The following is a 25,727-nucleotide window of genomic DNA, read 5'->3' on the forward strand; positions in this document are numbered from 1 at the left end:
CCATGAAAAACATGAAGCTGGAGTGGAAAAGAGGTGACTGGGCGGCTTATTTCGGGTTGATGACCAACAACCTGACCAATTTGCTGACCATGATGGGGTTGCTCATTTTTGTCGTCGGCATCCCGAAGGAGATTGTTTATGGACGCATCGCGCCGGCCTTCGGGCTGGCGGTGCTGGCCGCGAGTATCTGCTACGCGTGGTTCGGCATGCAGATGGCGCGCCAGACCGGGCGCACGGACGTCACCGCGCTGCCGTCCGGCCCCAGCGCGCCGTCAATTTTTACCGTGACCTTCCTGGTGCTGATGCCGGTGTATCAGCAAACGGGCGATGCGGAGTTTGCTATTCAGATTGGCCTGGTCTGGTGCTTCGTTGAGGCGATGATTCTTGCGGGCGGTTCATTCCTGGGCGAAACCATCCGCAAGATGATCCCGCGCACCGTGCTGCTGTCGTGCCTCTCCGGTCTAGGCCTGCTGCTGCTGGCGATGAACCCGATGCTGCAGGCGTTTGAAGCGCCGACCGTATCGTTCATTGTCCTGCTGCTGATCTTCATCAACTGGTTCGGCAAAAAGCCGATTTTCGCCAGAATTCCTACCGGCCTGCTGTTGCTGATAGCCGGTACGGCACTGGCGTGGATCTCCGGTCTGCAAAGCCCGGAAGCGATTAAAGCATCTATGTCATCCTTCGGCTTTAACCCGCCGGAAGTGCACGTGGACAGCTTCATGCAGGGCCTGCCGCACGCGCTGCCGTATCTGGCCTCTGCCGTGCCGCTGGGGCTGGCGAACTACATCTTTGACCTGGAGAACATCGAAAGCGCCCACGCGGCGGGAGATGCGTACCCGACGCGTAAGGTGATGCTGGCGAACGGTCTGGCGTCGATGCTCGGCTGCCTGATGGGGAACCCCTTCCCGGTGACGGTTTACGTCGGCCACCCTGGCTGGAAAGCGATGGGGGCCAGCATCGGCTACACGCTGGCCTCCGGCGTGACCATGTTCATCGTGCCGCTGTTCGGGCTGGGGGCATTTATGCTCGCCATCATTCCGATGACCGCCATCGTGCCGATTCTGGTGTTTATCGGCGTCGTCACCGCCAACCAGGTGGTGAGGGAAACGCCCAAAGTGGAGGTGCCGGTGATCTTCATCTGCCTGTTCCCGTGGATCGCCAACTGGGCGCTGACCATGATGAACAGCGTGATGGGGGCGGCGGGCACCAGCGCGGCGAAGATCGGCACCGACGTGCTGCACAGCAAAGGAATTTATTACGAAGGCCTGGTGCATCTCGGTAACGGCGCGCCGCTCGCCAGCATGCTGTGGGGCTGTATCGCCATCTTCGCCATCATCAACAAGCCGCTGCGCGGAGCCGTTGCGGCCACCGTCGGGGCGCTGCTGGCGCTGTTTGGGGTGATCCACGCCCCGGTGGTGGGCTTTGCCGAAGGCAGTTCGCTGATGTTCGTTACGGCCTACCTGATGATGGGCGGCATGTTTGTGGTGAAGCATGTGCTGGATAGCCGCGAAGCGGCGAGTGCTGCGACTGGTACCGTTGCGAAGGAAAACGTATGAAAGAGCTTATGGTCGTCGCCATCGGCGGCAACAGCATTATCAAAGACAACGCCAGCCAGTCGATTGAACATCAGGCGCAGGCGGTGAAAGCGGTGGCAGAGTCGGTGCTCGAAATGCTGGCCTCCGACTATGACATCGTGCTCACCCACGGCAATGGCCCCCAGGTGGGGCTGGATCTGCGCCGCGCCGAAATCGCCCACGAGCGGGAAGGGCTGCCGCTGACGCCGCTGGCAAACTGCGTGGCGGACACCCAGGGCGGGATTGGCTACCTGATCCAGCAGGCGCTCAACAATCGCCTGGCCGCGCGCGGGGAGCAAAAAGCGGTCACGGTCGTTACGCAGGTGGAGGTGGATAAAAACGATCCGGGTTTTACTCACCCTACCAAACCTATCGGTGCGTTCTTCACCGAGGCACAGCGCGACGAGCTGCAGCGCGCACACCCGGACTGGCATTTTGTCGAGGATTCAGGCCGTGGCTACCGTCGCGTGGTGGCTTCACCGCAGCCGCTTCGGATTGTCGAGGCGGATGCGATCAAAGCCCTGACGCAAAAAGGCTTTGTGGTGATCGGCGCGGGCGGCGGCGGAATACCCGTGATTCGCAGCGAGCAGGGCGACTACCAGAGCGTCGATGCGGTGATTGATAAAGATCTCTCCACCGCGCTGCTGGCACGCGAGATCGGTGCCGACGTGCTGGTGATTACCACCGGCGTGGAGAAGGTGTGCATCAACTTCGGCAAGCCGAACCAGCAGGCGCTGGACACCGTCAGCGTGGCGCAGATGACGCGCTACAGGGAAGAGGGCCACTTCCCGGCGGGCAGCATGCTGCCCAAAATCGTCGCCTCGCTGGAATTTTTACACCACGGCGGCAGGCGCGTGATTATCACCTCGCCGGACTGCCTGCCCGCGGCGCTGCGCGGGGAAACTGGTACCCATATTGTTAATGAGGGAAGATAAGATGAGTGAAAACAAAAGCCGCCGCGAATTTATTAGCCAGAGCGGCAAAATGGTCACCGCCTGCGCGCTGTTTGGCGCCACCGGGTCCGTCGCGTATGCTGCTGACTCCGCGAAGCCAACCTGCGAGACGGGCAAACCGATGAGCATCACCGCGAAACATTACTATCTGGACAACGTGCTGCTGGAGGCCGGGTTTAACGTTGACGGCGGCGTGGCGACGAGCACCCGCACCGAGCTGAAAACGCTGGAGATTAACGACGGGAAGATCGTCGCCCTGCGCGATAACAAGAGCCACGCCGACGTAACGCTGCCGCACTACGATGCGGGCAACAAGCTGATGCTCCCGGCAATGCGCGACATGCACATTCACCTGGATAAAACCTTTTACGGCGGTCCGTGGCGCTCCCTGAACCGCCCGGCGGGCACTACGATTCAGGACATGATCCACCTTGAGCAGAAGCTGCTGCCGGAGCTACAGCCCTACACCCAGGAGCGTGCGGAAAAGCTGATCGATCTGATCCAGTCGAAAGGCTCCACCATCGCCCGCAGCCACTGCAATATCGAGCCGACCTCCGGTCTGAAGAATCTGGAAAACCTGCAGGCGGTTTTATCGCGCCGTAAGCCCGGCTTTGACTGCGAAATTGTCGCTTTTCCGCAGCACGGGCTGCTGCTGTCGAACTCCGAAAAGCTGATGCGCGAGGCGATGCAGGCCGGGGCGCACTACGTGGGCGGGCTGGACCCAACCAACGTCGACGGCGCAATGGAGAAATCCCTCGACGCCATGTTCCAGATTGCGCTGGACTACGACAAAGGTGTGGATATCCACCTGCATGAAACCAGCCCGGCGGGCGTGGCGGCGGTGAATTACATGGTCGAGACCGTGGAGAAAACGCCGGAGCTGAAGGGCAAGCTGACCATCAGCCACGCCTTTGCGCTGGCGACGCTCAACGAACAGCAGGTGGATGAGATCGCCACCCGCATGGCGGCGCAGCGGGTGACCATCGCCTCCACCGTGCCGATTGGCACCCTGCATATGCCGCTGAAGCAGCTGCGCGAGAAGGGTGTGTTCGTGATGACGGGGACCGACAGCGTCATCGACCACTGGTCGCCGTACGGTCTGGGGGACATGCTGGAGAAGGCGAATCTCTACGCCCAGCTCTACATCCGCCCGAACGAGCAGACGCTCTCCCGCGCGCTCGGCATTGCCACCGGCGACGTGCTGCCGCTGAATGACAAAGGCGAGCGCGTGTGGCCGAAAGCGCAGGACGACGCCAGCTTTGTGCTGGTGGATGCCTCCTGCTCCGCCGAGGCCGTGGCGCGCATTTCACCGCGCACCGCGACGTTCCATAAGGGCAACCTTGTCTGGGGCTCGGTGGGTTGACGTGCATTTCTCCCTCTCCCTGTGGGAGAGGGGGGGTAAGGGCATCAGGCCGCACTTCCATAGGTCGGGTAAGGCGAAGCCGCCACCCGACAATGCAGTATACTGCTATGCACATTCTTAAAGAGGGATCTGCCATGGCACAAAACATCTACGACAATCCGGCGTTTTTTGAAGGCTACGCCCAGCTTCCACGCTCGGTGCAGGGTCTGGACGGCGCGCCGGAGTGGCCCGCGCTTAAGGCCATGCTGCCGGATTTAACCGGCAAATCGGTTGTCGATCTCGGCTGCGGCTACGGCTGGTTCTGCCGCGCGGCGCGCGAGCTGGGCGCTGCTGACGTCACGGGGGTCGATATCTCAGAAAAGATGCTCGCCCGCGCAGCGGAGCTTACCGCTGACCCACAGATTCACTATCAGCGTAGCGATCTGGAATCTCTTAAGCTCAACGAGAACAGCCTCGATCTGGTCTATAGCTCGCTGGCGCTGCACTACCTGCCGGAACTGGATACGCTATTCGCCAGGGTTCAGCGCGCGCTCAAGCCCGGCGGCAGCCTCGTCTTTTCGATGGAGCACCCGATATACACCTGCGCCACCCGTCAGGGCTGGCTGACCGACGATAACGGTGAGCGGTACTGGGGCGTTAATCATTATCAGGATGAAGGCAAACGCGTCAGCAACTGGCTGGCAGACGGGGTGGTGAAATACCACCGCACGCTCGGCACCACGCTTAACGCGCTGATCGGGGCCGGATTAACGATAAGCGACGTCAACGAGTGGGGGCCAGCGCAGGCGCAGATTGACGCCTGGCCCGCGCTGGCCGAAGAGGCGGAGCGCCCAATGCTGGTGCTGATCGCCGCCCGTAAGGCTCAGTAGCCCACCTTATACACCCGCCCGCTCTGCACGCCTTCCACGCTGCGGCGATAGGCCTGCGCCACGGTCGCGGCGGGAACGCTCTCAAAGCCCGGGAAGAAGCCGTCGTAGGTTTCGACGGATTCGGTGAGTACCGTCGGGCTAATCAGGTTGATGCGGATCCCGCGCGGTAGCTCGCAGGCTGCAGCGCGGACAAACCCTTCCAGCGCCGCATTCACCGTGGTGGCATTTACGCCCTGGGCAATTGGCTCGTGCGCCACGATGCCGCTTATCAGCGTAATAGAGCCGCCTTCGTTCAGATAATGCTGGCCGGTCAGCGCCAGGCGCACCTGTCCCAGCAGCTTGTCCTGCAGGCCCTGGTTGAAGTCGCTGTCCTTCATGGTCGCGAGCGGGCCAAAGTAAAGACCCCCGCTGGCGGAGACAATCGCGTCCACCGGGCCGATTTTCTCAAACAGCGCCTGGACGCTCGCCTGCGAGGTGATATCCACCTGCTCGTCGCCCTGCGTGCGGCCGACGCGGATGACCTCGTGGCGACGACTCAGCTCTTCCGTTACCGCACGACCGACCGTACCGCTGGCACCAATAATCACGATTTTCATAGCCGACTCCTTATGTTGTGAGCCTTCATTCTTTAATAAATAAAAATGCAGATAAACTGGTCTAAAGTTAGAAGATTACTAACCAGGAGTTTGGAATATGGATAAGCTTCGCAGCATGGAGACCTTTATTGCCGTGGTTGAAAGCGGCAGTTTTACCAGTGCGGCGGCTCGGCTGGAGATGTCGGCGGTAATGGTGGGGAAATACGTTGCGCTGCTGGAATCACAGCTCGGCACCCGCCTGCTGGAGCGTAACACGCGGCGCCAGAGCCTGACCGACGCCGGGCGGGTCTATTTCGACGAGGCGAAGCGGGTGCTGGAGCAGGTGGCAATTGCCGAAAGCGCGGTGGAACGCCTGCGTGCCGCGCCGTCCGGCACCCTGCGCGTGACCGCACCCACCTCGTTTGGCGGCAGCGCCATCGCGCCGCTTACGGCCTCTTTTTTACAACGCTACCCGGAGGTGCGCATAGAGCTGGATCTCACCAACCGTATGGTGGATCTGGTGGAGGAGGGCATCGATCTGGCCATTCGTATTGGCGACATCCGCAACGACGATCTGGTGGCGAAATACCTCTGCCCTTACCGGATGGTGATCTGCGCCGCGCCGGACTACCTTGCGCGCTACGGTACGCCGCAAACCCCTGCCGATCTGGTGGATCATCTCTGCTTATCCCACAGCGTGTGGACCGCACGCAACGAGTGGCGGCTTCCGGGCGTTGAGGGCGAAGTGCGCTGGAAGCGGGATGCGGTCTTGAGATGCAACGACGGCTACGGGCTGCGGATGGCCGCGAGAGCCGGGGCGGGGCTGCTGCTGCAGCCGGAAGTGCTGGTGGCGGAAGATCTGGAAAGCGGCAGGCTGGTGCGGGTGCTGGAGGCGTATATTCCGGCGCCGAGACCCGTGCATTTGCTGTGGCGTCAGGATTTACGACCTCTCCCTAAGCTAACGGAATTTATCGCCCATATTCTGCTAAGATTGGGCACACTATAAAAAAGAAGGTATGCAAAGAATGTCTGTGAATAAACTCGCCAGCAGCGCGCAGGGCCTGCAATCATCTGCCATCCGTGAATTATTAAAACATAGCAAAATGGCCGGCGTCATTTCGCTGGGTGGGGGGATTCCTAATCCGGCCCTGTTCGATCACGAAGGGCTGAAAATTGCCGCTGATGCCGTATTATCACAGCATTTTGGTGAGGCCTTTCAGTATGGTCTGACCGAAGGTGTACCGGGACTGCGGGAAGAAATTCAGCGCATCTGCGAGGGGCGCGGTATCGCCTGTAAGGCCGATGATGTTGTTATTACTTCCGGTTCACAGCAGTCCCTCGACGTGCTGGCGCGTGCATTAATTAACCCGGGCGATACCGTTGTGGTTGAGCGTCCAACCTATCTTGCCGCGCTGCAGGTCTTCGGTCTGGCGCAGGCGAATTTTGAATCCGTTGGCACCGATGGTGACGGCATGAAGGTCGACGAGCTTGAAGCGCTGGCGGCGAAGAAAACCATCAAAGCGGTCTATATTGTTCCGACGTTTGGCAACCCTGGCGGGGTAACCCTCTCTGAGGCGCGTCGCAAACAGCTGGTGGAATTATCGAAGCGCTATGACTTCGTCATTATTGAAGACGATCCGTACAGCGAAATTAATTATACCGATGAAGTTTTCCGCCCGTTAATTGCCCATGCCAAAGATATCGGCAACGAAGAGAACGTGGTGTATACCTCGACCTTCTCCAAAATTCTTGCTCCAGGAACCCGCGTGGGCTGGGTGCTGGTGCCGGAATGGCTGAAGCGCGCAGTAGTAAACCTTAAGCAAACCACCGACCTGCACACCAGCACGCTGTCGCAGCTGATGACGTATGAATACCTGAAAACCGGTCGTCTGCCCGATCAGATTAAAACGATCCGCGAAGCCTATCGCCAGAAATACCAGACGTTCGCAACGGAGCTGGAGGCCGAGCTGGGTGATGTGATGTCGTTCCACAAGCCGAAGGGCGGCATGTTCCTGTGGGCGACTATGAAAAATGGGAGTAATACCACTCGCTGGCTGGAAAAAACGTTAAGTAACGGCGTAGTATTTGTGCCGGGCGAGTTTTTCTACTGCAATGAGCCAGACCATTCAACGCTGCGTATGTCGTTTGTCACGCCAACGGATGAAGAGCTGAAGGAAGCGGTTCAACGCCTGAAAAAATCGCTGTAAAAGACCTGCGCATAATGGCTTTCCTGCCGTTATGCGCAATACGCGTTCAGGGCGGCACGAGCCGCGATCGTCCATGGAAATCGCCATGTTTGAATTTCTGTTCGGTGTCGTTACGCACACGCCCGCCTGGGTGTGGGTGCTGTTTATCTTCCTTATCTCTCGCGGCATTAAAGCCCGCAGGCCCGCCACCGTTACGCTGGAGAGGCTTGCCATCATTCCGGCAATATTTCTAATCTGGGATATCTACGATCTGGTGGTCTACCGCACGCTGACGCCCGGAACTGTCGCATTGTGGACGGCGGGGATCCTCGCCGGGGCCGCGCTGGGGTATTTCCTGATTAAGCAGGCGGTTATCACCCGCGCAGATGCGCCGCGCAGCCTTTACCGTCAGGCAGACTACACCGCGCTGCCGTTTATGATGCTGGCGTTCGGCGTCAAGTATGTGCTGGGCGTGATGAGCGCGGTCTCTCCCCAGACGATGCAGCAGCCCGCCATGAGCGCGCTGGCGATCGTTTCCGGCGGCGTGTTTGCCGGTGTGTTTCTCGGGAAATTTGCGCGTTATATTGGCGTGTATAACAGCGCCGCACCGCGCCCGGTGGAGTAAGATTATTCTGTCGCGTGAGCCAGCGTGCGATCTGAGGCATCACCGCTGAGTGCTCGCGTGACTTCATGGATCTGCCAGATTTTCCCTTCACGCAGCGCGGCAAACAGGTAAACCTCGATCTCTGCCTGACGACCATCAGGATACGTGACCGTCACGATATGCCGGTCAGCCAGAAGTTCGTCATGACAGGCTATCTCTACTACGGTAAAGGCGATCGCGCGGATCTGCGAGCGAACGTGGCTCAAATGCTGGACAAAACCCCGGTAGTCAAGCGCGTGACTGTCAGTAAACTGCTGGTAATCGGGCGTAAATACCTCTGCCGGATCGATATCGCCGTTGAATAAGCGGGTTAACAGGCAGGCCATCTTTTCGCGCTGCGCGGCGTTGTCGGTGTGGGCTATCAGGGACGTGATAATGCTCATGCGGGCTCCTTATATGGTGAATCACCATTATCCTTGACAGCCGAAGTCGCAGTTTCTCTAATATGCCAAAGAATAACGATTTTCGGTCAAAATGATATGGTCAGTGTTGAAACGCTCCTTCATCCCGGCGGGTACCGAACGCCCTGGCACAGTCATCGCACCGGCCAGCTGTGGCGCATTGCAACGGGGCTGCTGGTCATTGAGACGCAGCAGGCGCGATCGGTCGTACCGGCAAAACACATCGGCTGGATCCCTCCGGATCGGCAGCACGCCGCTTTTTCCGAAAGTGCGATAGAAGGCTGTGCTATCTTTCTTGACCCCGCCGGGTGCGCAATGCTTCCCGATGCGCCCGCGCTGTTCGAGCCCGACGATCTCACCCATGCACTGTTTTCCCGTTTATGCGATGCAGAGAGCGAGTACGATCCGCGAAAGCTTACTTTGCTGCTGGATGAGCTTGCCCTGACGCCCCAGGCTCGCTTTTCTCTGCCCGTGCCGACGGATCCGCGTCTGAAGAACGTGGTCAGCCATTTGCTGCAGTTTGTCGATGATAACCAGACGGTCGAGAGCCATGCTGTTCATGCTGGGATGAGCGTGCGTACGTTCAACCGTCGGTTTAGCGCCCAGACCGGAATGAACTTTGTTAACTGGCGGCAGCTGGCGCGCGTCATGCGGGCAATGGAGTGGCTGGCTGCGGGGAAGCCGGTAGGGTGGATTGCGCTGTCCTGCGGCTACAGCAGCGTCAGCGCATTTATTGAGGTTTTCAGAGCATGGACCGGTAAAACGCCGGGGCAGTGGGTTTGATTTCGCGGTCTGATGCCCTCACCCCAACCCTCTCCCACGGGGAGAGGGAGAAAACCCCGTCCTAAGGTGAAGCCGCCACCCGGCGATTGACTACCGCTCCCGCAGCGCCTCTTTCGCACGGTTAAACGGCTTGATCAGATAATCCAGCACCGTTTTCTCGCCGGTCTTAATGTCCACCGTCGCAATCATCCCCGGCACAATCGAGAAGTGCCTGCCCGCCTTATTCACCAGGTAATCCTGGCTGGTGCGGATAAACACCCGGTAATAGAACACTTCCGGCTTGGCCTCGTCCTGGATGGTGTCCGGAGAGATCGTTTCGACGACCCCGTGCAGGCCACCGTAAATGGCGTAATCGTAGGCGGTGATTTTAACCAGCGCCTCCTGGTTCGGGTGGATAAAGGCGATATCGCGCGGCGACAGGCGGGTTTCAATCAGCAGGTGATCGTCCACCGGCACAATCTCCATCAGCTCGCCGTTGGGCGGGATCACGCCGCCGATGGTGGTGACCTTGATGTTTTTCACGATCCCGCGCACCGGGGATTTTACCGTCAGACGGGTCACGGAATCCTGGCGGCCTTTGAGGATCGCTGAAACCATATCCACCTCGGCGTTGGCCTTGGATAACGCCTCCCGGGCCTGAACGTAATACTGCGAGCGTACGTCAGTGAGCTTCAGCTCCAGATCGCTTTTCTGCCGCTGCAGGCGCAGCACCTCCACGTGGCTGGCGGCGCCGGTTTTGACCAGCCGCTGGGTGATGGCCAGCTCCTTATTGGCGAGATCTAACGCGGCGCGCAGCTCCCGCTGGGTATCCTCCAGCTGCGCGCGGCGGGAGTTGTAGAGGCGCGTTTCGTCAGCAATCAGATCCGGCCATTTTGCCAGCGAAGGAGGGAACTTCAGCGGGAGATCGTTCACCTCGGCGTACAGGCGGGCGCTGGAGGCCAGTGAGGCCCGGTAGCGCGCCGCGCTTTCGCCGACGTTCGATTCGGAACGCGTCGGATCAAGCCGCGCCAGCACCTGTCCGGCCTGCACCTGATCGCCCTCGTGGACGTTCAGCTCGGTGAGGATCCCGCCGTCGAGAGACTGTAGAACCTTCTCGCGCGAGCTGGGGATCACTTTACCCGAGCCGGTTGATACCTCATCCAGCACGCCAAACCACGCCCAGACGCCCAGCACCACAAACATCAGCAGCGAGAAGATCACGATCCGACGCGCGCCGGTGTAGCCGCTTTCGGAGTCGAGGGCGTTATCCAGATCGTCCATTGCCGCCACGTCACGCTGACTGATTTTCATTTTTCCACTCCCGTCCGGTTGCTGCCTGCTGCTGTTGCTGCTGCATACGGCTGTTGTTCAGCGCCTGGGCCTTTGGCGCGTCCATCACCAGCATTCCCTCTTTCAACACCACGACGCGCTCCACCAGTTCCAGCACCGGTACGCGATGCGTGGCGACAATCAGGGTGCGATGCCCGAGCCAGTCGCCCAGACGCTGGATGAATTCCCGCTCGGTGTGCTCGTCCAGCGACGCGGTGGGTTCATCCATCAGCACAATATTCGGATCGCGCAGCAGCATCCGCGCCAGCAGAATCGACTGGCGTTGCCCGCCGGATAACCCCACGCCGTTTTCCATGATCGGGTAGTCCAGCCCCTTGGGCAGCTTCTGCACGAAGCCTGCCGCGCCGGTCAGCTCCAGCGCCTCGAAAATCTCTTCGTCAGTGGCGCGCGGCATGCCGAGGGTGATGTTTTCGCGCAGGGTGCCGTAAAACAGCCGCGCGTTCTGGGTCATAAAGCCGACGTTGCGCCGGACGTCGGCGACGTCGAGATGCGGCAGGCTGAAGTTATCAAGCCGCAGCTCGCCGGCCGCCAGATCCATCCCGCCCGCCATGGCCTGCAGCAGGGTCGATTTGCCCGCGCCGTTGCGCCCGAGGATCGCCACTTTTTCTCCCGGCCGGATCTCCAGCCGGTTAATGCGCAGCGCCATGCGCGGATCGTCCGGCTGATAGCGGAACTGCGCCTGCTCGAAGAGGTAGTGTCCGCGCAGCACGTCCTGGCGGATCGGCGTCTCCTCGCGCTGGTTTTCGGTGGGAAGCTGCATGATGCTGTCCAGCCCCTCTTTTGCCGCTTTGACCTGCTGCCAGCGCGCCAGCACGCCGCACAGCGTCGCCATCGGGGCGATCATGCGGGAGGCCAGCATCGACGCGGCGACCACCGAACCGGTAGTCAGGGTGCCGTCGATCACCATCGGGGCGCCGACCACAATCACCCCGGCGTAGACCAGGCTCTGAATGGTCATCCCCCAGCTAATCAGGTTCTGCGTCAGCTCGCGGGTGCGCAGGCCGGATTCTGCGGTGATCTGGATATAGCTGTTCCACTGCTGCAAAAAGCGGTTTTCTGCCTGCATCAGCTTGATGTCCTCCAGACCCTGCACGCTCTCCACCAGCACCGCGTTGCGCAGGGTCGATTCATGGGCCGACTGCTTTGCCAGCTCCGCCAGCTTCTTCTGCAGCAGCAGGCCGGGCAGGACCATGATCACCGCCGCGACCGGGGCGATCCACGCCAGCTGCGGGGCGATGATCGCCAGCACCACCACGAACAGTAAAAAGAAGGGCAGGTCGACAATGGTCGAGATGGTGGACGAGGTGACCATCTCGCGGATCTGCTCCAGCTCGCGCAGCTGAGAGATAAAGCTGCCGGTGGAGCGGGGGATCGCGCTGTTGCGCAGCCGCAGCGCGTGGCCGAAGACGCGATCTGAAACGCGCATGTCCGAGCGCTTGCCGAGCAGATCCATAATGTGCCCGCGCGCCACGCGCAGCACAAAGCCAAACAGGGTAGCAATCAGCACCCCGATGGTCAGGACGTAAAGCGTCGGATAGGACTGGGCGGGGATCACCCGGTCATAGACCTGCATGGAAAAGACAATCCCGGAGAGCGACAGCACGTTGATAAAGAGGGCGGCCAGCATGACCCAGCTGTAGGGGCGCAGGTCGCGCATCACCAGCCGGTAGAGCCAGTCCGGACGGTATTTTGAGATATAGGCGTCCACGCGGCTGTCCTTCAGCGCGGCGAGTGGACGCAGGGCAATAACGTGGCGGATAGCGGGCAGCATCGCCGTCATCGACAGCCGGTTGGTGTAGGTCTCATCGTCGAAAAAGCTGACCTCCAGCGTATCCTCCCCGTCGAAATGCTCGATCACGCCGATCCTGCCGTCGTTCATCGCCACCACTACCGGCAGACGCCAGCTGTTGATCGCCTGCCGATCGTCGGTAAGGAGCTGAAACGACAGCCCCGCTTCGCGGGCAAGCTGGGTCAGTGCGGGCACCATCGGTTTGCCTTTCAGCCACGGCGCGCCCGCGATGAGCGAGCCGGGCGAGCAGGCGACGCGGTAGCGCGTGGCGACAAAACCAAAGGCCTGCGCCCACTGCGCCAGCGCCTCATCCGTCATGTTTTCACCTTGCGGGATATCACGCTGCTTCATGGCTGGATCTCCACGGTCTGGATGGTGCGGTTATCAAGATCGAACGCATGACGCAGCTGCCCGGTGTTATACAGGCAGTTGAGCTGCAGCTGGTGCAGCTGACCGAGGGTCTGCTGCTGGGTGAAGCGAGCCTGATAGACCTCCTGCTCGGCGTTGAGCACGTCGAGCAGCGGGCGCGAACCGAGATCGAGATACTGCTGCTGGTACAGTTCGCGGGTGCGGGCGCTGAGGGCTTCCTGGCGGCCCTGAATTTGCAGCGTGCTTTGCAGGCTCATCACCTGGCTGCGGGCTTCCAGCAGCTTCTGGCGGACGTCAAGACGCGTACGCTGAATGGTGGACTGCGCCGCTTCCACCGCGTGTCCGGCAGCGTTACGCCGGGCGGTGAGGCCGCCGCCCTGATAGAGCGGCATCTGCACTTTTACCCAGGCGGAATACTGGGTGCGATCCCGGGTTTCACTCCCCGCGTAGCGATCGTTCATATAGTGACGCACCTCCGGCTCCAGCGAGACGGTGGGCGTCATCTGCGCGTCGGCGTAGTCGAGGTTCGCCTGGGCGACGTTAGCCTGCGCCCAGGCGGCAAGTACCGCGGGCACCAGACGGTCATCCGGCTCGGTGATGTCGCAGCTCCGGCCCAGCTTTTGCGGAAAGTCATTGCTGATTGCGTTCAGGCTGTTCCAGCCGAGAAAGCTCATCAGCGTGGCGCGGGCGCTGTCCAGGCTGGCCTGGTACTGCATCAGCTGGGCGCGCGCGCCTTCAATGCGCGCATCGGTCTGCACCACGTCAGAGAGCGACGTGGCCCCTTCGTCGTTACGCTGGCGGGTCAGCGTGCCAATCGAGGAGAGGGCGTCGAGCTGTTCTTTAGCGGTGTTGACCATCTGCTGCAAGGTTTGCACCTGCACCATGGCGATAGCGGTATCGTGGGCAATAGTGTCGATACTCACCAGCACGTTGGCCTGCTGCTGGGCAACGCCCGCGCTCTCGGCGCGCACCTGGCTGGCCACTTTGCCAAAGTCGTAGAGCATCTGTGAGAGAGAGAGCACCAGCGACGGTGTAAAGCCGTTCTGGTCGCCGTCATGGGAATAGCCGTTGTCCACGCCGGCATTAATCTGCGGATAGTATTTTGATTTAGCGACGTCCACCTCTTCGCTCTGTTCATAGAGTTTTCCCACGGCTTCGCCGATCGCCGGGTGCCAGGTGACGGCGCGGTTAACGGCATCGCCAAGCTGCAATGAACCGGGTGCGGCTTTGCCAGCCGCAGGGGCAACGCGGCCATTGAGCGAGGGGAGTTCCTGCGTTTCGCGAAGCTGCCCGGTGTTGATGATTGCCGCCGGGTTCGCGCAGAGAGCAGGCATAGATATCAGGCAGCACGAGAGCCACCAGTGAGGCATCTTCATTCCCATGTCATGTCCCTATTAAAAAGAGTATGTCTTTATTATTTATGCCCGGGCGCTGTGCGCCCGGGTCATCTCTTGCAGGTGCTATCAGGTAATGATGTGTTGCTGGTTAACAAGCTCGTCGTATGTGGTCTGAACGTTATCAAGCGTAACGAGTGCAGTATTAGTGTAGGTGGACCCTGCACCATCACGGTCGATGGAGATCACAGTGTTGCTACCGCTTTGTGTGACATGGATATAATTCCCCAACGAGGCGGTATTACCATCCCAGCCCACCAGCAGATCGCCGATGTCGATTTTGTCCCCCTGCGCCAGCGAGAACCCGGTCCAGTGATCGCCCGCGGTGCTGCTGACGTTGCCCGCCGTGGCATTTCCCACCGTACTGTTCAGCACCTGATAAATCAGCGTATCGCCGTAGGCCGTACCGGTGATGGCGTCGTTATGCTCCGAGCTGATGAACTGCGGTGCCATATTGATGGTCAGCGTGGCGGTATCCGTGTTGCCGTTGGCATCGGTCAGGGTGTAGTTGAAGGTCTCCTTCGACGTCATGGTTGAGAGCGATACCCCGCTGTTGAGGGTATAGGTGTAATGACCGTCAGCGCCGATCGCCAGGATGCCGTAATGGCCGGTGATGTTCACCGTTGCGCTGCCGGTATATGGATCCAGCGTGGTGGTCACGCCGTTGTACCCGGTCACGCTCAGGCGGGTATCCACCGAGTGGAGCTGATCCAGCACGCCGCCAGAGTCGGTGCCGTCAAAGATATTGCCGTTGACGGTGTGGCTGCCGGTGACGTCAAAATCACTCAGCGAGTAGGTGGTGCCGATCACGCTTGGGGTGATGGTGATGGTCCCGACGCTCAGCCCCGGTACGCTACCGGTAAAGTTCAGCGTATAGGTCCCGGCGTTGAGATCCAGCCCGGTCAGCGGAACGTCGATACTGCCGCCCAGCAGCGAGGCGCCGCTGAAGGAACCGCTGCGGATCACGCCCGACCCGTCGCTGATGGACCAGTTCACCGTCAGTCCGCCCAGCGACAGCAGCGAGGCCACGTTAAAGTGCAGCGACGCGTTGTGCAGCGCGGTGTTCGCGTCGACCACGAAGGTTCCGCTGCCGGAGCCCTGGGTTGACGAGAGCAGCGCCGTCGTCCAGCTGGCGGTACCCACGGTGGTATCCGAGTAGACCGACGTGTGGTGCACCGAGGTGAGGTCCATCGTGGCGCTGACATCGTTCACCGCATCCATCGCCTGGGCTGTTGGGGTGATGTTGAGCGATGCCGTATCCTTCGAGCCGTCAGGCGCGGTAACGGTGTAGACGAAGGTGTCAGGCGTGCTGATATGGTCCGCCCCCACGCCGCTTCTGAGGGTGTAGGTGTACTGGCCGGACGAATTGATGGTCAGCGTGCCGTATTCCCCCTGAATATCGGTTGTTCCACTGCTGTTGACCGCCACGCCGTTCACTTCGGTGACCACCGTGCCCGCCGGAACAGGGTCATTCGCCAGCACGTCGCCCGTGGTGGTTTCGCTGATGCTCGCCACGCTGTAGACATGATCCTGCAGAACGCTCAGCGTGTAGCCCGTCAGGACGGCGATCGCCGATGCGGTATTGAGTAAGAACAGGTACTCCCCGGCCGGCAGATTCAGCGTCAGCTGAGATGAGGTGCCCCCCAGCAGCGGGGCGCGCAGCCAGCCCGACTCGACGCGAACCTGCTCGAAGGTCTGGGTGGCGTTGTTGAACTTATAGACGTACAGATCGAACACCGACGCCAGCGCCACGCCGCCCACGGAGGCCTGGATGGTCATGGTGCGGGTCGTGCCTTCCTCGACGTTGTAGATAATCGGGTTGGTCATGTCGTCCAGCAGGTTAAGCCCCAGCGTGCTGCCGAGATTAATGCCCACCAGGGTAAAACCGTTCTGAGACGAGGCGCCGTTATTAATCTCGCTCACGGTGGTGTCAAAGGTCAGCGAGGCCGTGTCGTCCACCGCCACAATGCCGTTGATTACCGTACCGGCACCCAGAGACAGCACCAGGTTTGCTGACGCGCTGACGCCGTTATGGGTAATGGTGTAGGTGAAGCTCTCCGTCCGGCCAATGACCGCGGCGCTGGTGTCGGTCAGGCTGTAGGTGTAGCTGCCGTCGCGGTTGATGGTCAGCGTACCGTACTGGCCCTGGATCACCGTGCCGTCGGCGTTCACGCTGGTGGTGACGCCCTGGGCGTTAGTGACCGCGGAGATAGTGGTTCCGGCCGGCGCGTTGTCGCTGCCGGCGGTCGGGTCCGTATCGAGGATCACGTTGCCGTTGAGGCTGGTTTCGCCCGTGACCGTACCCGGACCGGTCTCTTTCACCGCCACGTCAAGGCTGGTGTAGGAGCCGGTTGCCAGCAGGTTGGTGTTGTAGCTGAGCACGCGATAGTCGCCGTCAGCCAGCCCGGTCAGGTTCAGCGAGACGCCGGTTGCGCCGAGGGTCAGGAGATCGGCAAACTGCGGTTGGCCGGTGTCCACCACGGTGGTCCAGGCGCCGTTGACGTAATGCTGAACCACCAGCTCAAGGGTGTTGAGCAGAGAGAGCACCGCTCCCGTGGCGTTGGCGTTCACCACGATATCCGCGCTGCCGCCGCTGCCCACCGTGAAGTTGACCTGGGCCGTATCATTGCCCAGCAGCGTCAGGACGTTGCCGACGGCGCCGACCAGCAGGAATCCGTAATCGCTGTACTGGCTGTTGGTCACGGTTGCAGTGGTGCTGAGGTTCAGCTCTTCGACGTTATTGCTGGCGGAGAGCGGCACTACCGGCGCAAGGGCGGAGCCCGGCAGCGAGGTGTTGCCCGCGGCATCGGTGGCGGTGATCTGCAGCGTCTGGCCTTCGGTCTGTTTGTTAATGAAAGTGTAGGTGTAGGTGCCGTTGCTGTCCGCAATGGCGGTCACCGTCGAGCCGTCCGCAAGGCGGATCGCGACGGTGCTGCCTGCTTCCGCAGTTCCGGTCAGGACGCTACCGTCGGCGTTGAAGGTTCCGGTTGGCGCCGTTGGGGCGGTCGTATCGACGATAATCGTCGTCACGGCTGACGCCACGCTGGTGTTGCCCGCCGCATCGGTGGCCGTGGCGGTGAAGTTATGCGTTCCTTGCGTCAGCGTGGTGGTTTGCGGCAGGGTCCAGTTTCCGCTGCCGTCGGCGGTCACCGTGCCCACCAGCGTGATGCCATCGTAGATCCGCACCGTGGCATTCGCTTCGGCGGTTCCGCTCAGCGTTGGGCGCGTGTCGTTGGTCGGATTTGTTCCGGTCACCGGCCCGGTGACGCTGCCGACATCATCAATGACCGAGCTGATGACCGGTGCGCCCGGCGCGAGGGTATCGACGTTAATTACATACCCGGCGGTAGGCGCGCTCGCGTTGCCCACCGCATCGGTGGCGGTAAGGGTTAAATTGTGCGGACCGTTGCTCAGCGCCGGGGATGGCGTAAAGCTCCACGCCCCGCCGGTCGCCGTCACGCTGCCGATTTGTACGCCGTTATCGAAGATTTTCACCGTTGACCCGGCTTCCGCCGTGCCGCTGAGGGTTGGCTGCGCGTCGTTGGTGAACCCGCCGTTCGCCACCGGCGTCGCCGCATTGCCCACGTCATCCAGAATGCTGGTCAGCACCGGCAGCGCAGGCGGCGTGGTGTCGACGGTGAGGCTGAAGCTGGTGGAGGACACGCTGGTGTTGCCTGCCGCATCCGTCGCCTGCGCGGTGAAGCTGTGCGCGCCCGCTGTCAGCGTGGTGTTGAGCAAGATACTCCAGCTTCCGTTGCCATCCGCGGTGCCTGTTCCGACAAGGGTTGTTCCCTCATAGATGTTCACGGTGGCAAACGGTTCGCTGGTTCCGACAAGGCGCGGAACGGTATCGTCGGTTGTTTGCCCGGACGTGAGCGGGCCGGTGATGCTGCCCACGTCGTCTATCGCCTGGCTGATAACCGGCGCGTTCGGTGCCGCGGTATCAACAATCAGGGTAAAGCCCGGCGAGGTCGGGCTGACGTTGCCCGCTGCATCGGTGACCGTGGCGGTCCAGGTATGGCTGCCGCTGGCCAGCGGCGTTGACGGCGTAAAGCTCCATGCGCCGGTACCGTCCGCCTGAACGGTGCCGACCGGCTGGCCGTTCTCATACACGGTGACCGTGGCGTTCGCGGTCGCGGTGCCGTTCAGCGTCGGCGAGGTGTCGTCGGTGCTCTGCCCGGAAGAGAGCGGGGTTTGAATGCTGCCCACATTGTCACCCGCGGTCGAAATGACCGGCGCCGACGGTACGCCCGTATCCACCGTCAGGTTAAACGGTGCCGTTGCTGTGCCCACGTTGCCCGCCGCGTCGGTAGCGTTGAAGGTAATGGCATGCGGTCCGTCGGGCAGATCGGTACCCGGCGTGAAGGTCCAGCTGCCCTGGGCATTGACCACGGCGGTGCCAATTTCGTTGCCATCAACAATCACGTGCACCGTAGAACCCACGTCGCCCGTACCGTTGAAGGTCGGACGCGCGTCGTTAGTGCTGTTACCCGACGTGAGCGTCCCCGTGGTCGGTGCGACATCGTCAATCACGCTGGTCACCACCGGCACGCCGGGGCCTGCGGTATCGACGGTGAAGGCGAAGACCGACGAGTTTGCCGAGGCGTTGCCCGCGGCATCCGTTGCGTACGCGCGCAGGGAGTAGCTGCCGTCGTCCAGCGGCGTGGTCGGGGTGAAGGACCAGTTGCCGGTTCCGTCGACAATCGCCGTACCCAACTGCGTACCGTTATTCATGATGTAGATGGTGCTACCTGCCTGTCCGGTGCCGCTAATCGTCGGGGTGTTGTCGTTGGTCGCCTGCCCGCTGGTCAGGTTGCCCGTGACGCCGCCAGGGACGTTATCACTCACCGTATCCAGCGTTGGAACCGTCGGCGCCGTCAGGTCAACCACCACGCTCCATGGGGCTGAGATTGCGCTGACGTTGCCCAGCGGGTCGGTCGCCCGGACGGTGAAGCTGTGCGAGCCTTCGCCGAGTGCGGTATCAGGGGTAAACGTCCATGCGCCGGTGCCGTCAGCCGTCACCACGGCAATCTGGGTGCCGCCGTCGAAAATGGTCACCACGCTGTTTGCATCCGCTGTCCCCGAAAGGGTTGGCGTGGCGTCGTTCGTTTCGCTGCCGCTAACTACCGTGGTGGCGGCGTTACCGACGTTATCCGTGACGTTGGTGATAACCGGCGTGGCGGAAACGGAGTCCACCACGACGGTGAAGCCCGCCGAAGGACCGCTCTGGTTCCCCGCCGGATCGGTCTCGCGGATGGTCAGGACGTTATTACCCTCTGCAAGAACGGGCGTGGTGTAGCTCCAGGTGCCGGTGTTGCCGACCTCCACGCTGCCCAGCAGCACGCCGTTGTTGTAGATGGAGATGGTATCGCCCACCGCGCCGGTGCCGGTGAGGGTCGGCTGGCTGTCGTTGGTGATCTGGCCGCTGGTCAGCGGGCCGGTGCCCGGACCGACGTCGTCAATCACCGCGCCGATAGCTGGCGTGCCCGGTGCGGTAAGGTCGACGGTGACGCTGGCCGCCGGAGAGCGGCCGCTGGTCTGGCCGTTGAGGGTCGCGGTCACCTCAAAGGTGTGCAGCCCCTCGTCAAGCGCGGCTGGCGTATAGCTCCAGTTGCCGCTGCCGTCAGCGGTCACCGTTGTCAATGGCGTCGCGCTACCGTCCTGATAGATGGTTATCAGGCTGCCCGCTTCGGCCGTACCGGTAAGCGTTGGCGTGGTGTCGTTGGTAGTTTTGCCTTTCACATCGCCGGTGACCGGATCCGCGTCATCGACAATCGCCGTGATGACGGGCACCTGTGGCAGGTCGAGCGGTGAATCGGTAACGATAAAGGATGCGCCAGGGCTGGCATTTCCTGCGGCATCGGTGGCGGTCACGGTCAGCGTGGTCGGATCCAGCTGCGCCGGACTCAGCGCAATCGAGAAGCTGCCGTCGCTGGCGGCAACGCCGCTACCAATGACGGTCCCACCGCTGTCTTTCACGGTAATGGTACTTCCTGCCTCGGCGTTACCGGTCAGCGGCGTTCCTTCCTGAGCCAGTGCCATGTTGATCGGGTCGGCAGGCGCGGCGGTATCCACCGTCACGCTCAGCGGTGCTGAATCACCGGAGGAGTTACCCGCTGGATCGCTGGAAGAGACTGTGAACGTATGAGGACCATCCGGCAGCGTCGTGTCGGCAGTCCAGCTCCAGGTGCCGCCCGGCTGGACCGTCACCAGCACTGTAGATGGCGTGCCGTCTACGGAAACGATAACGGTGGTGCCGGGTTCACCGGTCCCGGTAAGGGTTGGCGTGCCGTCCTTCGTGTAGAGCACGTTATTAGACAGCTGGCTGTCAGCTACAGTACTAATGACGGGGATCTCTGGCGCAACGGTATCGAGGGTGACGGTAAAGACGGAACTCGGCGCGCTAAGGTTGCCAGCCGCATCCACACCCGCAACGGTGATATTCAGCGGACCGTCCGTTTGCGTTGGAAGCGTCAGGCTCCATTCCCCGTTAGCCACCACGACACGGCCCACTTCGACGCCGTTGTTGTAGACGATCACCGTCTCACCGTTGACGCCGGTTCCGCCCACTGTCGGTGTGGTATCCGTGATGTAGCCACCGTTCGGCTCACCGCCCACTGCACTAATCACCGGCGTATCCGGCGCCAGGGTGTCCACGATGATCGTAATCGCTGGAGACGGGTCAGAGACGTTACCCGCCTCATCGGTGGCGGTGGCGGTATAGACGTGGTTGCCCTCCCCAATATTACTGTCAGGACGCCAGCTCCAGTTGCCGCTGCTGTCTACCGTGACGGTGCCCACGACGGTCGGTGTTCCGTTAACGGTATCAGTGATGTTGATGACGTCGTTCGGCGTGCCGGTGCCGCTCAGGACCGGGCGCGGATCGTTGGTGGTTCCGCCATCGGGAACGGGGCCGGTGATTTGTGTAACGCTGTCGGTGACGGTCGGTGCCGCAGGCGTAGCCGGCGCTTCGGTATCAATGGTGATGGTTACCGGTTGCGACGGGGCGCTTTCGTTGCCCGTGCCGTCCACGTTGGTAACGGTCAGGGTAATGTCATAGGTGCCGCCAGGCAGCGGGGTTGATGGCGTCCAGGTCCAGTTGCCGGTGTTGTCCACGACGGCGTCGCCGATTTTGACGCCGTTGTTGTAGATCGTCACGGTATCGCCCGCCGTGCCGGTACCGCTCAGGGTCGGCGTGGTGTCGCGAGTAGTTTCGCCCGGGTTCAACGGTGTTTCTGTTCCGTCAGGATTGACGGTGATTGCCGGGATGTCCGGCGTGGCTGGCGGAACGGTATCTACCGTCAGTTCAAACGGCGTTGAGATAGTGGTATTGCCGGCGGCATCCGTGGCGTGAACCGTCAGCGAATGCGGGCCGTCGGTGAGCGGGGTAACGGGCGTAAAGCTCCAGCCTCCGCTGCCGTCAAGGGTGGCGGTGCCGAGCAGGGTGGCACCGTCATAGACGGTGATCACCGCATCAGCCGGGGCGGTGCCCTGCAGCAGCGGCGTGGTGTCATCCGTGGTATCGCCGCTGCTAAGCGTGCCCTGAACGCCGCCGACGTCATCGGTCACGGTTGCGATGGTTGCCGCCGCTGGCGGCGTGGTATCGACGGTCAGGGTGAATCCGCTTGACGGCTGGCTGGTGTTACCCGCCGTATCGGTGGCGACGACGGTAAAGGTATGAGGCCCTTCGCCAAGCTGCGTGGTAAGGGTATAGGTCCAGGTGCCGCTGCCGTCGACCGGGATCGTAATAAGATCGCTGCCATCAAGGCGAATGGTGACGGTTGAGCCCGGTTCAGCCGTGCCGTTGAGCGTTGGCATGGTGTCGTTGGTACTGTCGCCAGAAGTGAGCGCGCCGAGGCGCTCCGGCACATCGTCCAGCACCTGGGTAATGACCGGGGCGGCTGGCGCGACGCTGTCAATCGTTAGAGTCCAGGTGTTGGAGACGGGGCTGGTGTTGCCCGCCGCGTCAGTTGCGACGGCGGTCAGGGTATGTGGACCTTCAGCGATCGGGGTGTCAGGGGTAAAGATCCACGCGCCAAGACCATTGGCGACGGTCGTACCAATAGCAACACCGTCCACGCGGAGGGTGACCGTCGCGTTTGGTTCGGCGGTACCGCTGAGCGTCGGGGTGGCATCGTTGGTGGTCTCATTAATATCGAGCGAGCCGGTACGCCCGGGAACATCGTCCACGACTTGTGAAATCACCGGGGCGCCAGGCGCCGTCCCGTCGACGTTGATTGTCCACGAGTCTGATAACCCGCTCGGGTTACCGGCGGGATCCGTCGCCGTTGCCGTCAGCACGTACGTGCCATCGGTCAGCGGTGAGGGCGGCGTAAAGCTCCATAGGCCAGAGGAGGAAACAACCACCGTACCGAGGACATCGCTGCCGTTATAAATCGTGATGGTCGAGCCCGCTTCGCCCGTTCCGTTCACGGTCGGGGCTCGGTCATTGGTGAGGCCGTTCTGGCCCACGGGACCGGTGGTGGCCTGCACGTCATCAATCACCGACACGATAACTGGCGTCTGCGGTGGGGTAATATCCGGTGCTGCCGCGGAGGTGGTTGGACTGGTGTTGCCGGCCGTGTCGGTAGCGTCAGCGGTCAGGATTTCACTGTTAACTTTTGGTGGGGTCAGCGTCAGGCTGAAGTTACCCTGACTGTCGGCAACAGCTGTGCCAAGGATGACGTTGCCTTCACGAATGGTCACCGTGCTGCCAGCTTCTGCGATGCCGCTGATGGTGCCGCCATCATTCGACACCACGAGATTACCCGGAGCAAGCGGTGGCGTGGTGTCCACTACCAGTGCGAACGGGCTGGAGATACTGGTATTGCCTGCGGCATCCGTGGCGTGAACCGTCAGCGAATGCAGGCCGTCGGTGAGTGGAGTTGTTGGTGTAAAGCTCCAGCCGCCGCTGCCGTCAAGGGTGGCGGTGCCGAGCAGGGTTGCGCCATCATAGACGGTGATTACCGCATCAGCCGGGACGGTGCCCTGCAGCAGCGGTTTGGTGTCATCCGTGGTATCGCCGCTGCTAAGCGGACCCTGAACGCCGCCGACATCATCGGTCACTGTAGCGATAGTCGCTGCCGGTGGCGGAGTAATATCGACGGTCAGGGTGAAGCCCTCCGACGGAAGGCTGGTGTTACCCGCCGTATCGGTAGCAACGGCGGTAAAAGTGTGAGTGCCCTCGACAAGCGGCGTGGTGGGCGTATAAGACCACTGGCCGTTGCTGTCGGTTAGCACTGTGCCAATATCAGTTCCGTTAAGACGGATAGTAACGGTTGAACCCGGTTCAGCTGTGCCGGTGAGCGTCGGCGTCGTGTCGTTAGTGAGGCCATTCTGGTCCACGGGGCCGGTGGTGGCCTGAACGTCATCAATCACCGACACGATAACTGGCATCTGCGGCGAGGTAATATCCGGTGACGCCGCGGAGGTTGTTGGTCCCGTGTTGCCCGCCGTGTCTGTGGCGTCAGCGGTCAGGATTTCACCGTTAACTTTTGGCGGGGTCAGCGTCAGGCTGAAGTTACCCTGGCTGTCGGCAACCACCGTGCCAAGGGTGATATCGCTTTCACGGATGGTCACCGTGCTGCCAGCTTCCGCGATGCCGCTGATGGTGCCGCCATCATTCGACACCACGAGATTACCCGGGGCAGACGGCGGCGTGGTGTCCACGGTGAAGATGACAGGCTCTGAGGCCGCGCTCAGGTTTCCGGCGGCATCGGTTTCAGTGACGGTTATGGAGTGTGTCCCGTCCGGGAGCGGACCGTTCGGCGTGACGCTCCAGGTGCCGTTGGGCTGAACCGTTGTGGTGCCAACCACCACGCCGTTATCGTAAATGGTGATGGTTCCGCCGGGCTCGCCGGTTCCCGCCAGGAGCGGCAGTGAAGCATCGGTAAGCGCGCCCGACGTGATGGTTCCCCTGATAACGCCCGTATCGTCGGTCAGCACAATCGCGGTCGGCGCGTCCGGCGGAGTAAGATCCACCGTCAGGGTAAACACCGGTGAGGCAGGCCCGGTGTTGCCCGCGGCGTCGGTTGCCCGCACGGTAATCTGATGAGTGCTTTCACTCAGGTCAACCGACGGGGTAAAGGTCCAGGTGCCGTTGCTGGCGACGACCGCCGTACCAATAGCGACTCCGCCGTCATAAATCGTCACTGTCGAGCCCGCTTCGCCGGTACCGGTAAGCTGCGGACGCTGATCGTTGGTGCTGCCGCCGTTGCTGACGGTCCCCGTCTGCGGAGCAACATCGTCCGTTACGCTGGTGATTGCTGGCGCATCGGGCGCGGTGGTATCCGGTGCGTTGAGCGTTGTGCCCGGGCTGGTATTCCCGGCGTTATCCGTTGCGGTGGCAGTCACCTGCTCGCCGTTGGTCAACGGTGTGCCGAGAGAGACGGTAAAGCTGCCGTCGCTGCCCGTTTTTCCTGATCCAATAACATTCCCGTTCGCGTCTTTCAGCGTGATGGTACTGCCGGGTTCGGCGGTACCGGTGACGGTTTTGCCGTCTGAAGAGAACTTAAGGCCGGAAGGCGCGTTCGGCGGCGTTGTATCCGGATCGGCAGGATCGACGGGTGTGTTGGGGTTGGGGCTATTATTATTGCCGTCATCTCCACCGCCTCCGCCGCCACCGGTGCTTGCCGCCGCCGCGATGCCGCCCGCTGCGACAATGCCGCCCAGTGCCCATGGCCAGATGGCGGCACCACCGGCGTCGCTCCCGGAGGCCGCAAGCAGCACGTCCGTGGACGCGATAGATTCGTACGTGGCGGCTCCGGTCGGATCTTCAATCCACCATAATGCGCCCTAGCTGTCCTGCAGTACCAGCTGGCTCACGCCCTGCGCGTCCGTGACGTAGAAGTTTTTAAGGGTGATCACCTCGCCGGAGTGCAGCGTAACCAGCAGATCGTTACCATTTCGCGCGAAATGGGAGACGCTCGCTCGCTCGACATGAAGCTCAACGATAGAGGAATGGCTCAGCGTAACCTGTGTGCCTTCCGTGGTCGTTTCCACGCCAGTAAGTTTCGATATAACAGAGATTTGGCTCATTTAGGCATTACTCCAGCAGATGTGTCATGAACGGCGAGCAAGACGAGCCATCTCTGCAGAAGGTAAAGGGCGCCCCCGGCGCAGTCGCTGTTATCACGCAGCACTGACCGTTGTTTTTAGCGCGCACGATGCCCGCCAGAATTCAGAGTGGCAACATCAGAGCGAATCTAATGACTTATAAAGAGAACAGTTTTTATGGGTGTTTTGTGTCTTATAAAACCCTGTAATTAATAGAGGAATTGTTTTCAAGAATATAAAAATGATATAGACAGAAAACGATGGTTGTGCAAATTTAGCTTTCGTAAATAAGTGCCAAAACAATGAAGAGGGCATTAATACATTGTGTTTTTTAATAATTTAACTAGTTTAACTGTTTGTTTTTAATGGTTTTTATTTTGTCTTGCGATGTTGATTTTAAATATGATTTACGCAGTATGATAA

At 61.1% G+C, this 25,727-nt stretch carries 15 protein-coding genes; 8 read left to right on the top strand and 7 right to left on the bottom strand.

What is annotated here, in order from left to right:
• The first annotated feature begins 2 nt into the window (after positions 1-2).
• From ACMWLG_RS14980 to ACMWLG_RS14995, 4 genes are all read left to right on the top strand, one after another.
• Entirely contained in the window at positions 3-1,556 is a 1,554-nt protein-coding gene (locus ACMWLG_RS14980) for a hypothetical protein (RefSeq protein WP_045404697.1), read from the top strand.
• Positions 1,553-2,509: a carbamate kinase family protein gene (locus tag ACMWLG_RS14985; protein WP_045357542.1), complete on the top strand. Its 957-nt coding sequence runs from the start codon at positions 1,553-1,555 to the stop codon at positions 2,507-2,509. Before ACMWLG_RS14980 ends, ACMWLG_RS14985 begins: the two co-directional genes overlap by 4 nt.
• 1 nt (position 2,510) lies before the next feature.
• The gene (locus tag ACMWLG_RS14990) at positions 2,511-3,890 is read left to right on the top strand and encodes an amidohydrolase family protein (RefSeq protein ID WP_045404695.1); all 1,380 of its coding nucleotides are present in this window, start codon (positions 2,511-2,513) and stop codon (positions 3,888-3,890) included.
• A gap of 134 nt (positions 3,891-4,024) precedes the next feature.
• The gene (locus ACMWLG_RS14995) at positions 4,025-4,759 is read left to right on the top strand and encodes a class I SAM-dependent methyltransferase (RefSeq protein WP_045404693.1); all 735 of its coding nucleotides are present in this window, start codon (positions 4,025-4,027) and stop codon (positions 4,757-4,759) included.
• Here the strand turns inward: ACMWLG_RS14995 and ACMWLG_RS15000 are convergent.
• Positions 4,753-5,355 (bottom strand): short chain dehydrogenase, encoded by a 603-nt coding sequence (locus ACMWLG_RS15000; protein WP_023308908.1) that lies wholly within the window; start codon positions 5,353-5,355, stop codon positions 4,753-4,755. The two genes, ACMWLG_RS14995 and ACMWLG_RS15000, sit on opposite strands and share 7 nt — an antisense overlap.
• Positions 5,356-5,452: 97 nt before the next feature.
• On the opposite strand from ACMWLG_RS15000, the gene ACMWLG_RS15005 reads away from it, so the two are divergent.
• From ACMWLG_RS15005 to ACMWLG_RS15015, 3 genes are all read left to right on the top strand, one after another.
• Positions 5,453-6,340 (top strand): LysR family transcriptional regulator, encoded by an 888-nt coding sequence (locus ACMWLG_RS15005; protein WP_045404691.1) that lies wholly within the window; start codon positions 5,453-5,455, stop codon positions 6,338-6,340.
• Positions 6,341-6,359: 19 nt separating this feature from the next.
• On the top strand, positions 6,360-7,541 hold the full coding sequence (locus ACMWLG_RS15010) for a PLP-dependent aminotransferase family protein (RefSeq protein ID WP_045404689.1): 1,182 nt from the start codon (positions 6,360-6,362) through the stop codon (positions 7,539-7,541).
• An 85-nt stretch (positions 7,542-7,626) separates the two neighbouring features.
• Complete coding sequence (locus ACMWLG_RS15015; RefSeq protein WP_045357529.1) at positions 7,627-8,145, top strand: DUF6622 family protein; 519 nt, start codon at positions 7,627-7,629, stop codon at positions 8,143-8,145.
• Positions 8,146-8,147: 2 nt separating this feature from the next.
• Here ACMWLG_RS15015 and ACMWLG_RS15020 read toward each other — a convergent pair whose 3' ends face one another.
• Positions 8,148-8,567: a nuclear transport factor 2 family protein gene (locus tag ACMWLG_RS15020; RefSeq protein WP_045404687.1), complete on the bottom strand. Its 420-nt coding sequence runs from the start codon at positions 8,565-8,567 to the stop codon at positions 8,148-8,150.
• Between the two features lie 96 nt (positions 8,568-8,663).
• Between ACMWLG_RS15020 and ACMWLG_RS15025 the strand changes: the two genes are divergently transcribed.
• A complete protein-coding gene (locus tag ACMWLG_RS15025) occupies positions 8,664-9,368 on the top strand; it encodes a helix-turn-helix domain-containing protein (protein WP_045404685.1) in 705 nt (234 codons plus the stop codon).
• A gap of 90 nt (positions 9,369-9,458) precedes the next feature.
• On the opposite strand, the gene ACMWLG_RS15030 is transcribed toward ACMWLG_RS15025, so the two are convergent.
• The 5 genes from ACMWLG_RS15030 to ACMWLG_RS15050 all read right to left on the bottom strand — a co-directional run bounded on the left by ACMWLG_RS15030 (position 9,459) and on the right by ACMWLG_RS15050 (position 25,286).
• Positions 9,459-10,628, bottom strand: a complete 1,170-nt coding sequence (locus ACMWLG_RS15030) for an HlyD family efflux transporter periplasmic adaptor subunit (RefSeq protein WP_100245686.1) — start codon at positions 10,626-10,628, stop codon at positions 9,459-9,461.
• A gap of 10 nt (positions 10,629-10,638) precedes the next feature.
• On the bottom strand, positions 10,639-12,837 hold the full coding sequence (locus tag ACMWLG_RS15035; protein WP_045404680.1) for a type I secretion system permease/ATPase: 2,199 nt from the start codon (positions 12,835-12,837) through the stop codon (positions 10,639-10,641).
• The gene (locus tag ACMWLG_RS15040) at positions 12,834-14,237 is read right to left on the bottom strand and encodes a TolC family outer membrane protein (protein ID WP_045404678.1); all 1,404 of its coding nucleotides are present in this window, start codon (positions 14,235-14,237) and stop codon (positions 12,834-12,836) included. The genes ACMWLG_RS15035 and ACMWLG_RS15040 overlap by 4 nt, the downstream gene beginning before the upstream one ends.
• An 81-nt stretch (positions 14,238-14,318) precedes the next feature.
• Positions 14,319-24,977, bottom strand: a complete 10,659-nt coding sequence (locus ACMWLG_RS15045) for a BapA/Bap/LapF family large adhesin (RefSeq protein WP_410172080.1) — start codon at positions 24,975-24,977, stop codon at positions 14,319-14,321.
• A 66-nt stretch (positions 24,978-25,043) separates the two neighbouring features.
• Positions 25,044-25,286: a BapA/Bap/LapF family prefix-like domain-containing protein gene (locus ACMWLG_RS15050; protein WP_395279604.1), complete on the bottom strand. Its 243-nt coding sequence runs from the start codon at positions 25,284-25,286 to the stop codon at positions 25,044-25,046.
• Positions 25,287-25,727: the final 441 nt, after the last annotated feature.

Source organism: Enterobacter sp. 01-M-02-SI-ECC (assembly GCF_047530595.1).
Classification (GTDB): domain Bacteria; phylum Pseudomonadota; class Gammaproteobacteria; order Enterobacterales; family Enterobacteriaceae; genus Enterobacter; species Enterobacter cloacae_M.